The sequence below is a fragment of the Parahalioglobus pacificus genome, from assembly GCF_014652275.1.
In the GTDB taxonomy this organism is placed as follows: domain Bacteria; phylum Pseudomonadota; class Gammaproteobacteria; order Pseudomonadales; family Halieaceae; genus Parahalioglobus; species Parahalioglobus pacificus.
This window is the reverse complement of record NZ_BMYM01000003.1, coordinates 58,314-73,020: the sequence shown is the minus strand read 5'-3', so window position 1 is coordinate 73,020 and position 14,707 is coordinate 58,314. Positions and strand designations below refer to the sequence as shown.

15 protein-coding genes are annotated in these 14,707 nt (G+C 57.3%); all 15 read left to right on the top strand.

Annotated elements, in window-relative coordinates:
- Positions 1–38: 38 nt before the first annotated feature.
- The 15 genes from IE089_RS13750 (at position 39) to gspD (ending at position 14,608) form a co-directional block, all read left to right on the top strand.
- Positions 39–926: an SDR family oxidoreductase gene (locus IE089_RS13750; RefSeq protein ID WP_189478422.1), complete on the top strand. Its 888-nt coding sequence runs from the start codon at positions 39–41 to the stop codon at positions 924–926.
- Between the two features lie 5 nt (positions 927–931).
- Positions 932–2,113 carry an acyl-CoA dehydrogenase family protein gene (locus IE089_RS13745; RefSeq protein ID WP_189478421.1) on the top strand — a complete coding sequence of 394 codons (1,182 nt, stop codon included), beginning with the start codon at positions 932–934 and terminating at the stop codon, positions 2,111–2,113.
- Positions 2,110–3,300 carry an acyl-CoA dehydrogenase family protein gene (locus IE089_RS13740; RefSeq protein ID WP_189478420.1) on the top strand — a complete coding sequence of 397 codons (1,191 nt, stop codon included), beginning with the start codon at positions 2,110–2,112 and terminating at the stop codon, positions 3,298–3,300. The genes IE089_RS13745 and IE089_RS13740 overlap by 4 nt, the downstream gene beginning before the upstream one ends.
- Positions 3,301–3,389: 89 nt before the next feature.
- Positions 3,390–4,181 (top strand): SDR family oxidoreductase, encoded by a 792-nt coding sequence (locus tag IE089_RS13735; protein ID WP_189478419.1) that lies wholly within the window; start codon positions 3,390–3,392, stop codon positions 4,179–4,181.
- Between the two features lie 138 nt (positions 4,182–4,319).
- Positions 4,320–6,059 carry a GspE/PulE family protein gene (locus tag IE089_RS13730; RefSeq protein WP_189478418.1) on the top strand — a complete coding sequence of 580 codons (1,740 nt, stop codon included), beginning with the start codon at positions 4,320–4,322 and terminating at the stop codon, positions 6,057–6,059.
- Positions 6,013–7,260, top strand: a complete 1,248-nt coding sequence (locus tag IE089_RS13725; protein WP_229802779.1) for a type II secretion system F family protein — start codon at positions 6,013–6,015, stop codon at positions 7,258–7,260. The genes IE089_RS13730 and IE089_RS13725 overlap by 47 nt, the downstream gene beginning before the upstream one ends.
- Before the next feature lie 46 nt (positions 7,261–7,306).
- Positions 7,307–7,738: a type II secretion system major pseudopilin GspG gene (gene gspG / locus IE089_RS13720; RefSeq protein WP_189478416.1), complete on the top strand. Its 432-nt coding sequence runs from the start codon at positions 7,307–7,309 to the stop codon at positions 7,736–7,738.
- Positions 7,739–7,769: 31 nt separating this feature from the next.
- The gene (locus IE089_RS13715) at positions 7,770–8,249 is read left to right on the top strand and encodes a pilus assembly FimT family protein (protein WP_189478415.1); all 480 of its coding nucleotides are present in this window, start codon (positions 7,770–7,772) and stop codon (positions 8,247–8,249) included.
- Complete coding sequence (locus IE089_RS13710) at positions 8,236–8,628, top strand: prepilin-type N-terminal cleavage/methylation domain-containing protein (RefSeq protein WP_189478414.1); 393 nt, start codon at positions 8,236–8,238, stop codon at positions 8,626–8,628. Before IE089_RS13715 ends, IE089_RS13710 begins: the two co-directional genes overlap by 14 nt.
- A gap of 8 nt (positions 8,629–8,636) precedes the next feature.
- A complete protein-coding gene (locus IE089_RS13705) occupies positions 8,637–9,245 on the top strand; it encodes a PulJ/GspJ family protein (protein WP_229802778.1) in 609 nt (202 codons plus the stop codon).
- A complete protein-coding gene (locus IE089_RS13700; RefSeq protein WP_189478412.1) occupies positions 9,242–10,051 on the top strand; it encodes a hypothetical protein in 810 nt (269 codons plus the stop codon). Before IE089_RS13705 ends, IE089_RS13700 begins: the two co-directional genes overlap by 4 nt.
- A 21-nt stretch (positions 10,052–10,072) precedes the next feature.
- Positions 10,073–11,089 (top strand): PilN domain-containing protein, encoded by a 1,017-nt coding sequence (locus IE089_RS13695; RefSeq protein WP_189478411.1) that lies wholly within the window; start codon positions 10,073–10,075, stop codon positions 11,087–11,089.
- On the top strand, positions 11,086–11,649 hold the full coding sequence (gspM, locus tag IE089_RS13690) for a type II secretion system protein GspM (RefSeq protein ID WP_189478410.1): 564 nt from the start codon (positions 11,086–11,088) through the stop codon (positions 11,647–11,649). Before IE089_RS13695 ends, gspM begins: the two co-directional genes overlap by 4 nt.
- On the top strand, positions 11,646–12,329 hold the full coding sequence (locus IE089_RS13685; RefSeq protein WP_189478409.1) for a type II secretion system protein N: 684 nt from the start codon (positions 11,646–11,648) through the stop codon (positions 12,327–12,329). The genes gspM and IE089_RS13685 overlap by 4 nt, the downstream gene beginning before the upstream one ends.
- Before the next feature lie 188 nt (positions 12,330–12,517).
- Positions 12,518–14,608 carry a type II secretion system secretin GspD gene (gene gspD / locus IE089_RS13680; protein ID WP_229802777.1) on the top strand — a complete coding sequence of 697 codons (2,091 nt, stop codon included), beginning with the start codon at positions 12,518–12,520 and terminating at the stop codon, positions 14,606–14,608.
- Positions 14,609–14,707 lie beyond the last annotated feature (99 nt).

Below are 14,707 nucleotides of genomic sequence, written 5' to 3'. Positions count from 1 at the left end.
ATGAGTGAAGAATAGAGAAACAGTGTGGAGTTGAGCTTGTGAGCGGAATTTGTGAAGGACGCGTTGTGATTATCACCGGCGCGGGGGGCGGACTGGGTGCAGCTCATGCGCGGGTGTGTGCCGAAGAAGGCGCCAAAGTCGTTGTTAACGATATTAATGCCGATGCTGCTGCAGAAGTGGTAGCGCAGATCGCGTCAGAGGGCGGCGAGGCTGTGGTCAATACCTCGGACATCACCGACTACGGCGATAGTCTGAATGCGATCAAGCAGGCCATCGATACGTACGGCGATCTCCATGCCGTGGTTAACAATGCCGGTATCAACCGCGACCGGATGTTCGCGTCGATGACCGAGCAGGAATGGGACGCTATTATGTCGGTCCACCTGAAAGGCCACTTCTGCATCAGCTCTCACGCAGTGCATTATTGGCGGGGACGGTCAAAGGAAAGCGCCGAGGTCGATGCCCGAATTATCAACACTACTTCCGGCGCTGGCCTTCAGGGCTCTGTGGGGCAGAGCAACTACGCGGCCGCCAAGGCCGGCATTGCAGCGCTGACGCTTAATCAGGCCGTAGAGCTTGCCCGCTATGGCGTCACTGCAAACGCCATTGCGCCTGCCGCAAGAACCGGCATGACAACCGCGGTTCCCGAGATGGCTGAGCGTATGAAAAAGCCTGAAGACGATAGCTTTGACTACTGGGCACCGGAGAACGTGTCATCCCTGGTGGCCTATCTGGTCTCGGGCGTTTCGTCGCGCATTACCGGTAGAGTCTTTGAGTCCGAGGGGGGCAAGCTCTCCATTGCGGACGGTTGGCGCACGACCCAGGGCCTGGATAAGGGAGATCGGTGGCAGCCCGCTGAACTTGATGCCGCGATGGATCAGTTAATGGCCGCTGAAGTCCCCGCCCAAAAAGTCTACGGCAGTTAAGGTCCATGGAGTTTTCCTTCACTGAAGAGCAGCAAATGATCCGGGATACCGCCCGGTCATTTCTTGCTGAAGTATCAAGCAGTGCCGCTGTGCGTGGTGTGATGGGCAGTGAGTTGGGCTATGACCCGGATCTCTGGCAGAGAGTCTGCAAGGAGCTCTACTGGCCAGCCATGCACATCCCTGAAGCCTACGGCGGTTTGGGGCTCGGGTATGTGGAACTGGTGGCCACTCTGGAAGAAATGGGTAAGCATCTGTTTTGTAGCCCGTTCTTTTCAACGGTGTGTCTTGGCGCAAATGCTGTATTACTCGCTGGCACTGAGACCCAGAAGCAGCAGATTTTGCCGCAGTTAATCGATGGCGTAACGGCCAGCGTTGCGTATACCGGCGCGTCCAGACGGTCGGACTGTGCCTCGGTCGAAGGGATTTGGGAACGCACCGCCGATGGCTATCGGCTCGATGGTTATTGGCGCTACATACCCAACGGCCACAGCGCTGATGTACTGATTGTGGCTGCGCGCACACCATTCAGCACAGGTCCTGATGGCATCAGTCTTTTTGTTGTGCCTAGCGATACGCCCGGTCTGGAGCGCAACTATTTACCCACTATGGACGAAACGCGTAAACAGGCAGAGGTCTACCTGCGCGATGTTTTCCTGCCAGAGGATGCGTTGCTGGGTGAAGCCGATCAGGCTGGGCAATCCGGTGAGTGCCTCGAGAAACTGATAGCACTGGCCGCCATAGCAGTTGCGGCAGACCAAGTAGGGGTTGCTCAAGAGTCGTTGGACAGCAGCGTTGCCTACATGCAGGAGCGTGTGCAATTCGGCCGCGTGATAGCGTCTTATCAGGCGCTTAAACACAAGGCCGCTGACATGATGCTGAAAGCTGAGGCTGCGCGCTCCGCACTGTATTACGCGGCCTGTGTTGCAGACGAAGCGCTGCGTGGCGGACCGCTTGGCGAAGAGCTTTTGGAGGCCGCGAGTATCGCGAAAGCCTATTGCAGCGATGCGGCCTTCTTCAATGCGGGCTGCGGCATACAGCTACACGGTGGCGTCGGCTTTACCGAGGAGTACGACATACAGTTGTTCTTCAAACGCGCAAAGTCGGCGGAAACACTTTTGGGCAATGCTGCGTGGCACAGGGAAATTATTGCCTCTCAGCTGCTGGACGGTGAGGTAATGGGTTTATGAAACTGAGCTTTAGCGCGCAGGATGAAACCTTCCGGGAGGAGGTGGCCACGTGGATGGGTGAAAACCTCACCGGTGAGTTTGCCCAGATGCGCTACCGCGGCGGCCCCGGTGATGAACATGTATTCGTCGAGGAGCGCAAAGCCTGGGAGCGAAAACTGCACGGGGGCGGCTGGACCTGCATTGGCTGGCCCGAAGCCTATGGAGGCCGGGGCGCCACAATTGAACAGCAGGTGATCTTCAACGAAGAGTATGCCAGAGCGGGTGGCCCGGGACGCATGGGCCATATCGGCGAAACGTTAACGGGCCCGACGCTGATCGCCTATGGGACCGACGAGCAACGCGAACGTTACTTGCCCGGCATTCTGCGTGGTGAAGACTTCTGGTGTCAGGGCTATTCTGAGCCCAGCGCAGGGTCCGACCTGGCTAACGTAAAAACCCGTGCAATCAAAGATAAAGACAGCGGGCAGTGGAAAATCAGCGGGCAGAAAGTGTGGACCTCATTGGCCCACGAATCGGAGTACTGCTTCGTAATAGCGCGCACTGACTCAGAGTCTGTGGGCAATAAAGGATTAGGCTTCTTCCTTGTCACACTGGATCAGCCGGGAGTGGATATTCGCCCCATCCAACAGATGACGGGAACCTCAGAATTCAACGAAGTATTTTTCGATGAAGCCGTCTGCGCAGACAGTGATCTCGTGGGGGCACCCGGTGACGGGTGGAAGGTTGCTATGGGGCTTCTGGGTTTCGAGCGAGGCGTTTCTACGCTGGGGCAGCAGATGCTGTTTCAAAATGAGTTGGATGAGATTGTGCGATTGGCGAAGGTGAATGGGGCGTCGCAAGACCCTGCGCTGCGTCAACGTATTGCGGATGCACACATCGGCCTTCGCATCATGCGTTACAACAGTATGCGAATGCTCTCCGGCGGTGGCGACGACGGCAGCCTCCAGAAAGAAGCCATGATCTACAAGCTGTATTGGTCTAGCTGGCATCGGAATCTGGGTAAGTTGGCCATGGATGTGATGGGCCCAGAAAGCGAAGTGCTCGACGCTGCTCCCTATGAGTTGAGTCGCCTACAGGCGATGTACCTGTTTACGCGGGCTGACACTATTTACGGTGGTACGAATCAGATCCAACGCAACATCATCGCCGAGCGGGCTCTGGGTATGCCTCGGGAGCCGCGCGGCTAACCCGTGCTCACCTCTGTTCAACAGCATAGCGTGTGGTGGCGGAGCACGCCGCACAAGATTTCAGATTCCACGTGTTAAGCGAGTAAATCATGGCATTGAAAGAACCACCTCCCTATGTCGAGGGACACAATCTGCTCAAGGGCAAGTCCGTTCTGGTGACTGCCGCTGCGGGCGCCGGCATTGGTTTCGCGGCAGCGACCCGTGCAGCGGAGGAGGGCGCTCGCGCCGTGATGATCAGTGATATTCACGAAGGACGGTTGGCCAAAGCCGTAGAGACGCTGAGAGCTGAAACGGGGCTGGAGCGGGTCTATGGAAAGCTCGCCAACGTTACCGACGAGCCAGATGTTCAGGCGTTGGTGGATGAGGCGGAGGAAAAGCTGGACACCGTTGATGTTCTGATCAACAACGCGGGGCTGGGTGGCACGCGGTTGCTGGTAGAAATGTCGGATGAAGAGTGGTCGCGCGTACTTGATGTAACCCTGACTGGCACAATGCGAATGACGCGAGCGATGCTGCAAAAGATGCAGCCCCGTGGCGCTGGCGTCATTGTGAACAATGCCTCCGTGCTGGGTTGGCGCGCCCAGAAAGAGCAATGCCACTATGCGGCAGCCAAGGCCGGTGTGATGGCGCTGACGCGCTGCAGTGCGCTCGAGGCTGCTGACCACGGAGTGCGGATTAACGCGGTCTCTCCATCTATTGCGTTTCACGAGTTCCTGAAGAAGACCACTCCCATGGAGTTGCTGGAACAACTCGCCGAGAAGGAGGCATTCGGCCGGGCGGCCGAGGTCTGGGAAGTTGCTAATGTCATGATGTTTCTGGCGTCTGACTACTCTGGCTACATGACAGGTGAGGTGATCTCCGCATCCAGCCAGCGAGCCTAATCGCGTCTGCGGTATTGGGTCATTTCTAGCGTGCATGATTCGCGCCGTCGACCATGACGGCGCGACCCCTGTGTTACACTCGAGGCAACGATAAGCGCCAGTGCATTGGCGCTGAGACTCAATGGCGCAGTGGAATCCATGAAGAAAATCGGCGAGCTATTGGTAGAGCAAGGCAAGATATCTGAACGGGATGTCGAACGAACGCTGCTTGCCCAGAGCGAAATGGGCGACAAGTTTGGCCAGGTATTGGTGAAACTCGGCTTGGTGTCTGAGTTGGATTTTGCCACCGCGCTCAGTGCACAGCTTGATATTCCGCTACTTAACTCTGCTGATTATCCTGAAGAGCCAGTCCAGGTTGATGAAGTTGCCCAGGATTTTCTCTTTTCTAACTCGGTAGTGCCGGTCGCCAAGACAGGCGACGACCTGACTTTCGCCGCGGCCGTTCCTCAAGACCCCTACATCAGCAAGGCCCTGGGCATGGCTGTCGAGTCGCCCGTGACTGTGGTTTTGGGCTTGGAGAGCGATATCAGCAAGGCCCTGCAGGCGCATCTGGTCTCTGATGCAGGCGATAATGAGGAAGAGTTCGATGACCAGTTTGCCGGGCAGAGTGATGATGAGTTTATCGAACACCTGCGGGATTTGGCCTCTGAAGCACCCGTCATTCGGCTGGTAAACCAGATTATCCACCGGGCGGTAGATATGGGTGCGTCAGATATCCACATCGAGCCCTTTGAGGATGGCTTGCACCTGCGCTACCGCGTTGACGGGGTATTACAGGACTACCCGGATGCACCGGCCGGCAACCTCTCAGCGGCGATTGCGTCACGTATCAAGCTGTTGTCTCAGATGAACATTGCCGAGCGTCGATTGCCTCAGGATGGACGCATTATGACCCGGGTGAAAGGCCATGAGCTGGACCTGCGTGTGTCAACGATTCCGACCGTGCATGGCGAGAGTATTGTCATGCGTGTGTTGGATCGCGAGAGTATTCGCCTCAGCCTTGGGGATATGGGGTTCAGTGAGGATACGCTGGAGCGCTACCAGACACTGCTCGCCAGGCCGCACGGCGTACTGCTGGTGACCGGGCCAACTGGGTCGGGTAAAACCACCACGCTATATGCCTCGCTGGCTTCCTTGGATTCAGAAAAGCTAAAGATCATCACGGTTGAAGATCCCGTCGAATACCAGCTTGGCGGTGTCAACCAGATACAGGTGCAGTCCCAGATCGAGTTAACGTTTGCTAGAGCCCTGCGGGCGATTCTTCGGCAGGACCCCGACATCATTATGATCGGTGAGATGCGAGATACTGAAACCGCACAGATTGGCGTCCAGTCAGCGCTCACCGGGCACTTGGTGCTATCAACCTTACATACCAACACTGCTGCCGGTGCGATCACGCGTCTGGAAGACATGGGTGTGGAGCGCTACCTGATTACTTCCTCGGTGAACGGCGTTCTGGCCCAGCGCCTCGTGCGAACCTTGTGTAGCAGCTGTAAAAAACCCGTAGAGCTGAGTGACACCGCGATTGCACAATACGGCTTAAAGCGTTTTCTGCCAGAGGGTCAGCGCACCGTTTACCAGGCCGATGGCTGCGATGCCTGCATGGGCTCAGGCTATATAGGGCGAACATCAATCCATGAGCTGTTTCCGCTGGATGAGGTGATGCATCGCGTCATCATGAGTGGCGCAGATGCCACTTCGCTGCATGCAGCGGCTCGCGATCAGGGCATGTTGACCCTGTTTGAGGATGGTTTGCGCAAGGTAGTGCAAGGCCAAACCTCGATTGAAGAAGTATTGCGGGTCACACAGGACCAGAGCGAAATGGACGTAGATGCTGGCGACGGTGACCTGGCGCTGGCGCAGTCAGCGGCTGTCTGATATCTCCATGCCATCTTTTTCTTATAAGGCCATTGGCCGTGACGGTAAAAGCCGTGAGGGCATGATCGAGGCCGACGGCACCGAACTCGCTCAACGACAGCTCCGCGCGCAAGGCTTAACTCTGCTCAAACTGGAAGAGGGCGGGGCCGAGGCGCAGAAAGGCAAACCACCCTCACGGCAGGACGTGCTGTCCATGACCACTGAGCTAGCCGTGCTGCTTCGCGCCGGTTTGCCACTGGACAGGGCCCTCAAAGTGCTTATCGACATGGCCGCCCAACCCCAGATGCACGCGTTGCTCAGTGATTTGCTGAAGGCAGTGAAGGGCGGTAAAGCGCTGAGCGTGGCCTTGCAACCCCACGAAGAATTATTCGGCAGTTTCTACCTCAGTATGGTCAAGGCCGGCGAAGCCAGCGGGCAGTTGTCGGATGTTCTCGATCGACTGGTGGAGTACCTGGAGAACGCCAAGGCGAACAGGGATAGCGTGGTGTCGGCGCTGATATACCCGGCGATCCTGCTGGTTGTATCTGTGCTTTCGATTGTTGTCATGTTGGGCTTCGTTGTCCCTCAGTTCGAAACCCTGTTTGAAGATATGGGCGAAGCCCTGCCCCCGCTGACAGCGGCAGTGATAGCGGCGGCCGACTTCATCGCTGCGTGGGGCTGGCTTCTGGCCATAGTGACCGTGGGTGCTGTTATCGCCGGCAAGCGATGGGCGGATAGCGACGAGGGCAAGCGCAGCCTGCACGCGAGGATGCTCAAGTTACCGCTGGCCGGCGGGATCGTTTTCGAGTTTGAGGTGTCCAAATTTGCACGCACCGTGGGCACTTTGCTCGGCAACGGCGTGTCACTGCTGAAAGCCATCTCCATTGCCATCGAAACCGTGGATAACACGGTTATACAGGAGTCCCTCGAGGTGCTGCCGCCTGCAGTCAAGGCGGGTAAGCGAATGTCAGTGGCGCTGGAGGAAACGGAAATGTTCACGCCGATGGTCATTCAGATGATCCGGGTCGGCGAGGAGTCAGGCAGTTTGGGCGAGATGTTACTCGAACTGGCCAAGGTGTTTGATGACCATGTGCAGGCGGGCGTTAAGCGCGGCCTCACCTTACTGGAGCCCGTGCTTATTCTCGGCATGGGCTTTATCATTGCGGTCATTATTATTGCGATATTGATGGGGATACTGTCTGTCAATGATCTGGCGTTGTAACAACGTCGGGCAGCAGGCATACCACTCCCGAACTAGGTGACAAATTATGACTAAATCTACCCGCAACCGAACCGGCCAGAGTGGCTTCACTCTGATGGAGCTGTTGGTGGTGCTGGCGATTCTCGGCCTCTTAATGAGCCTCGTGGGGCCGCAGGTGCTAAACCAGTTGGGCGGGGCAAAAACAAAGACGGCCGCCATTCAGATCAAGGACCTGGAGCAGGCCCTTGAAATGTACAAGCTGGATGTGGGCCACTTTCCCTCGAGCAACGAGGGACTGCAGGCACTGGTTGAAAAACCGGCGGGTAAGGCAGGTTGGAACGGGCCCTACCTGAAGGGCAGCGTGCCGCTGGATCCCTGGAACCGTGAGTATCTGTATAAGTACCCCGGTGATCGCGGTGACCTGGATATTATCAGCTATGGTCAGAACGGCACGCCCGGCGGTGAAGGTGAAGACGCCGACGTGACTAACGCCAACTAACTCACGTAGCCAAACGCCAGTGAGCGCGCTCATGGCATCAACTCAAGGCCTTATCGTTCCGACTCTCCCGCGACAGCGGGGCTTTACGCTTTTAGAGCTCATCGCCGCCATGACGGTGGTGGGCATTGTGTTGGCCGTTTCCGTCCCGGCGTCTATCCGTTTTTACGAAAGCATGCAGTACCGCCAGGCCATTCGGGATACCGTGACCTTGCTGGCTGCTGCACGCCATCGTGCCGTTAGTACAGGCGAGGCGCAGGACGTGGTGATCAACCCCCAAAGACGGCTGGTCGTTCTCGGCAAGGAGCGGCGGAAACTGCCCAAGACTGTGGAAATCGTGGTGAACACGGCCCGCGAGGTGAATCGTGAGGATGCGGGTGTCATCCGATTTTACCCGGAGGGCGGCTCTTCCGGCGGCGGCTTGGATATCGAACGACCCGGGGTGGGTGGTGTTGCGATAAAGGTGGATTGGCTGCTGGGTAGCGTGTCTCATGAGGCCTATGACTTTGATTAGTCGAAGGACGGCGCGTGGGTTTTCGCTGCTGGAGATGGTGGTTGCGATCTCCATTTTGGGGTTGGCCCTGGCGGCGCTCTATCAGGCGGCCAGCGGTGCTACGCGAAACGTTCGCACGGACGAAAAATACGCTTTCGGTGTGGAGCTGGCCCGTTCGCTCCTGGCTGAACATTCGCGTGTGCCCAGAAACGGTCTCAGCGATAGAGGCGAGACCGAGGGTGGTTTTGTGTGGACAGTAAACACCTGGCCGGTGGAGACCGCCAGGGAAGGCTTGCCCCAGGGAAGCCTGCATCACCTCGAGATCACCGTGGGGTGGACCGACGGGCGAAAACCAGGCCGTTTCGTGCTCAATTCCGTGGTTGAGGCCCTGCCGCGATGAGCCAAGGTGTGCCAAAAAGGGCGCAGCGCGACGCCGGATTTACCCTCATCGAAGTCATGGTCGCCCTAACCATCCTTTCACTGGTGATGGTGGTGACGGTCACCGGCCTGCGCACCCTCGGCAACACACAGGTCGCGATCACCCGCCTCACGGATCGCGTGGATGAAATTCGTAGCGTCAGTTCGTTCCTACGCGATGCCTTCGATGCCACCATTGTCGGTGATGATTTAGGTGGATTAACACTCGGCGGTGGTCGCGGCGGGCCTGGAAGCGGCTTCTTCCGCATCGAGGAGGACGGCTCACTGGAATGGCGCTCGTCCATGCTCTTTGGCGAAACCTACGGCGGCAGTTTTTACCTGCGTCTGGCGCAGGTGGAAAACACGCTAATCCTGCAGTGGCAGGAGCCCGAAAATTCTGAGCCCTATGCCTGGGAAGAGAGCCCGTCGCGTCGCGTGATTGATCGCGTGGAAGAGTTTTCAGTGGCCTATCGACGGGAGTTGGATGGCGATTGGATTACTGAGTGGGATAAAAGCTTCGCGACGCCCTACCAGATACGACTGCGGATCAAGTCTTCCGACCGCTATTGGCCCGACATGATTATGGGTATGGGGCGATGAGGTCACAGCAGGGCGTCGCACTCGCCATTGTAGTGTGGTTTATCGCCGGTATGTCCTTACTTGTGGCGGGCATCGTGGCGCAGGCGCGCGTGGATACCCAGCTTGCGCAGGTGCACGCTGATCGCGCACGGGTGATTGCAGCCGGAGACGGCGCCGTGCGTTTGCTGATCGCCGATATTGTCAGTGAAAGCCGACAGCGCAATCTTCAGGAACCGCCCCAGTTGGAGCGTCGGTATCGCGTCGGTGAGCAGGAGGTGACTATCGTGATCACCCCGGTGCAGGGTTTGATCAGTCTCAACGATGCCCAGGTGCCGCTGCTGAGAGAGCTGTTCAAGCAAGCAGCCGGTATGGAGCAGGGTGAAGCGGTCGCCCTGGCTCGCACCGTCAACGAATGGCGCAATTCCCGGCCGCGCCCACGTGCCGCAATAAATACCTTTGAAGTCGGCGAAGACCTGCTCAGGGTGGGTGGCTTCAGCCGCGGCGACTTTGACCAAGTCAGAGACTATGTGGTGGCTGGGCGCATGGCCGGCGAGCGCACCGTGCCGATGATCGCTTCACCCGAGGTGCGGCAAATACTGGCAGCGTCGGGCGTGCCTGTTGGGAATCCATCGCAAGCCGCAATCCGACAAATTCTCGCTGGTAGCCCCTTGCGTGTGGATGCGATAATCAAAACCGGCGGACGCGAATGGGTGCGCCGCCAATGGCTGCAAGAGGGCAACAGTGGCGTCACAGACCTGCCCTGGCACGCCATGCGAATCGAGCCGCCGCGGGTGATGCGGGGCAAGCGTCGCAAAACTGACGGGTGAATAAAAGGATGAAACAGCTGCATGGCGCTTGATAGCCAACAGTGGATGCTCTTTGGGTATGACGTGCGTGATACGGGCCGTTTGTGGCAGGCCGCGTGGAGGGAGTTTCTGTGGTCGGATGATTCACCGGTCCGGCAACAACTGGACGATGTGGTCACCCTCACCGACGGCGACACCAAAACGTCTTATCAGGCAGGGCAGCGCATAGATGCGACTACATCCCATTTGGTTGCCGTTGCCGTGCCCAATGATCTGGTGCTGGAGCGAAGCCTGGAACTGCCCGGTGCGGTGTTGCCCAACCTGGAATCTGTGATGGCGCTGGAAGTTTCCTCCAGCAGTCCTTTCTCGGCTGATGATACAGCCTATGGCTGGTCTCGGCTTGCAGGCAGTGAAGACACTCTGAACATTCGCCTGGTGATTCTGTCGCGCAGTGCCGTCATGACATATCTTGCCAAATCACACGATATTCATGATCCTGGTGAGCGCGAGGTATGGGCGCAAGCCGACGGCCACTGGGTGATGGTGCGGGGTTTTGGCGAGCAACATCGACAGCAGTCCTATCGACGTCGCCTGATACGCTGCGGCGCCTATGTCGCAGCGACGGCCTTGGTGTTGCTGGTGCTGCTTGCATTCAACGTTGGCTTTAAACAGTTTGAATTGAGTCGGCTGGAGGCTGCATCGGCTGAGCTGCAACGTGACGCAGCACCTGCACTTGCCCTCAGGCAGCGTCTGGGCGCTGTGAACGGTACTGTCAGTGAAGTGAATCGTCTAGTGAGTGAGTACCCCAGCCCCCATGCGGAACTCGCGCGGCTGACCGCCCTGATGGGCGATGACGTGTTCATACAGCAGTTTCAGATGAACGGCCGCGAGATACGTCTGCGTGGTCGCGCTCAGGATGCGGCATCGGTGATGCAATTACTCACAGAGCAACCGGAGTTTGTATCGGTGACTGCACCACAGGCAATCACTCGGATCTCTGGTAGCAGCGAGGAACAGTTCTACCTGAACATCCAATTGGCGGGAGCTGATCAGAAATGAACTGGATTCGTACCCACCGCCTATCCTCTGTGCTTATTGGAGTGACACTGCTGTTACCGATCCTTGTGTATTTGTCTGCGGTGACCTCACTGCTGGGCAGTCGGTCAGCTATTCAGTCGGAGATAGACAGTTTGCAGCCGCGCGTAGCGCGTGTTCAAGGTGTGTTGGCGTCCCGTACCGCCTTGGAGACGGCAATTCAGTCTGCCGGTGGTAATGCCGGCATGGTGTACGGCTCGGCTCAGGATCAAGCGTCCGTGTCGGCGGCCTTACAGGCTGAGGTCCGTCGCCTGCTAACTGACGCTGGAATGACCATCACCAACAGCCAGGTATTGCCTCCGGAGCAACTGGAGAGCTTCGATCGTATGGCGATCAGCGTGATGGCAACCGGTGACGTTGCCGCGCTGGATGCCGCGCTGACTAGCCTCGCGTTGTATCGACCCATGCTTCTTATTGAGGGGCTTGATGTTTATCCCAAGCGGCTGCCACGCAACCAGCGTAACAAGGGTGTTCAGGATGTGACGGCGCGCTTTCAGATTATGTCCTTGAGGTCGGCCTCATGATGGTAATCAGCGACGTCCTGTCACGTTACAAAACCCGGGTTAATCCCTTATTTGCCGAGCGTCGTCTGGAACTGGCTTTGGTGGTCGCCCTGTTGCTACTCGCGCTGCAGCTGGCGTGGGGCGTTACACGGCAGATCGTTGACGGTGGGCCCGCCCCGATTCCACCTGCGGCCGACTCGTTGAGTGTTCTAGCGCTTGAGCAGCAACCCGAAGTTTCTGATGACGCTTCTGCAGAGATTGTGAGCCGGCCGCTCTTTTGGGCCAGCCGTCGACCTGCCCAAGCGCCGGATGAGACCGCACCGAAAAAAGAGAAACCAAAGGCAGCGGCTACCACGCTAAAGGGCGTGAGAGTGGTCGGGGTATTTGGCAGCGGCGAGACGGGCGGTGCCATCGTAATCGTCAAAGGCAAGCGGCAGCGGGTCGCTGTGGACGATGAGCTTGAAGGCTGGACGCTGGAATCCATTGCGCCTGATCGCGCGATATTTGTCAGCGCGGGCGGGCGCGACGAGAAAATGTTGAGCATGGCATCGCTGGATGTGCAGTACAATGCGCCCGCGACAAGCGCCTCGCCGGCAGTGCCGACGCGTGTGCCTGGCCAAAAAGTACCCATTGCACCGCTGCAGGGTATTCCGGAAGCTGAGGCTAGCGAGGAGCAAAGCTTGTCTATGGGTGGTCGGTAAAATACCGACGAAGCTCCGGTGAGTGCAGGCAACAGGCAATAGCGTCGGCATACAAACCGACAAATGACAAAAAGTAATATGTACCACAGGGGTTATTGGGGCAAGTGAAGATGGGAAACCGGTTACAAGCTGCCAGAGTGACAGCGCTGATACTCCTTCTGTTAGGGGTGTTAACCAGCTGTGCCTCTTTGGATCAGCAGGGGGTGGGCGAGAACACCCTCGCGGATTTGGATCCATCTAGCGAACAGCGTACGGGCCCTGTCGAGAGCGCTGCGGTGCTTGCCGGCAGTGACGATGATCTGACCATTCCTGATCCGGTCATCTACAAGGGCACGGATAGGCCGATCAGGATGCCGTCCACCGAAGAGCCCGTGCGTTTTGTGGGTGAAGATGTCAGTCTCAACTTCGAGGCGGCGCCGCTGTCTGAGGTTGTTCACGCGGTCATTGGTGACATCCTGGGCCTTGATTACATCGTCGATGGACCTGTTAACGGCACCGTGACCCTGCGCACGCGGACGCCTATTCCCCGCGATGAATTATTGGTGGTGCTGGAGTCCCTGCTCAAAGCCAACAATATCCTTATGATCCGCGGCGACACGGGTCGTTACCTGATTACGGCTTCTAACCAAGCGTCAAGACTCTACCCAGACGTGGGCTCGCCACAAGATACCGCAGCCGGTTACAGTACGATTATTGTGCCGCTGCAATACATCAGCGCGAGCGGTATGGCCGAGATCCTCAAGCCGCTGGCTGAAGAAGAAGCGTTCGTCCGCGTCGATAACACCCGTAACTTATTGATGCTTGCGGGAACGCGCACGCAGCTGCGGGGCTGGCTCGAAATCGTGGAAACCTTTGATGTGGACCGACTGAAGGGCATGTCCGTAGGTCTGTTCCCGTTGGAGAACAGCGGTGTCGAGGAAACCGCAGAGGCATTAAATGCCCTTCTGGGTGCAGACGGAGTGGGCGGCGCGAGCGACGAAGATGATTTCGGTCAGTTGGTGCGCATCATTCCCTTCGAGCGATTGAATAGCATTCTGGTGGTGACGCCACGTGCTTACTATCTTGAGGTAATGGGTACTTGGATAGAGCGCCTCGATACTCCTGAAACTGCTGGTGGAGAGAAGCGCCTATTTGTGTACCCCGTCCAGAATACGACCGCTGGTCGTCTCGCGGATCTGTTGAATAGTATTTACTCCAGGGGTGGGAATCAGGCTTCTCAACAGGGCAGCCGTGCGCAGGGTGGGGTTGCACCTGGCTTAAACCAGGAGTCGATAAATAGCGGGCGCGCGCGCGGCAATAGCAGCGGCACTGGTCGAACATCAGGCGGTGGCTCTAATCGACTCGCGGCTGTCAGTATGGGCCTTGACGGTAACCCGCTTGCGGAGGATGTCCGCGTTGTGGCAGACGAGGAAAATAACTCGCTGATGATTTATGCGACCGGTGTGCAGTATAAGCTCATTAAGTCGGCGTTGGAAAAGCTAGACACAGTGGCCACTCAGGTGATGATCGAGGCCAGTATCATTGAAGTCCAGTTGACCGACGAATTGCGTTACGGCCTGGAATGGACGTTCAAGGGTGGGCTGGGCGACAACTATGGCGGGGTAGGGGTATTGGCAGATGCAGCCGCAGGTCCAGCACGAATTGCGCCGGGTTTTTCTTATACGATCACCAATTCCATTGGCGATGTCAGTGCTGTACTGAATGCGTTATCCCAGAAGTCCCTGGTTAATATTATTTCTACGCCGTCAGTGATGGTGCTGGACAATAACTCGGCATTCATTCAGGTAGGTGAGCAGATTCCAGTGCGACGGGGTACGACGGTGACCAACGGCGGCACTACAACGGAGAATATTGAATATCGCGATACGGGTGTGCTCTTGGATGTTAAACCATCTGTTAACGCCGGTGGACTGATTACCATGGATATAGAGCAATCTGTGACTGATGTTGGTCAGCTCGACGTGGGTGGTAATCGACGGTTCCTCAATCGAGAAATCAAGAGTCGTGTCGCTGTGCGCAGCGGAGAATCTGTGGTGCTGGGTGGTTTGATAAGGGAAAACGTATCGAATTCGGATGATGGCGTGCCGTTCCTGCACACCGTTCCTGTTTTGGGCAGTCTATTCGGTACTACTGAAAACAGCGATAACCGAACTGAACTGATCGTTATTATCACGCCGCGAGCACTTTACAACGAGACAGACCTGCGTCAGGTGAGTGATGAGATGAAGGCTAAAGTTCGAGATTTGAGATTGCTCGAAGAGAAGGGCGCTTGGCGGTAATATTCACATCAGTGATTGATCGTTGCGGGCGCTCTCGGTGACGATGTCGTGATGTGAGCGCGGGGTGCAAGCGGCGTGTCGCAATCATTTCATGTTCGC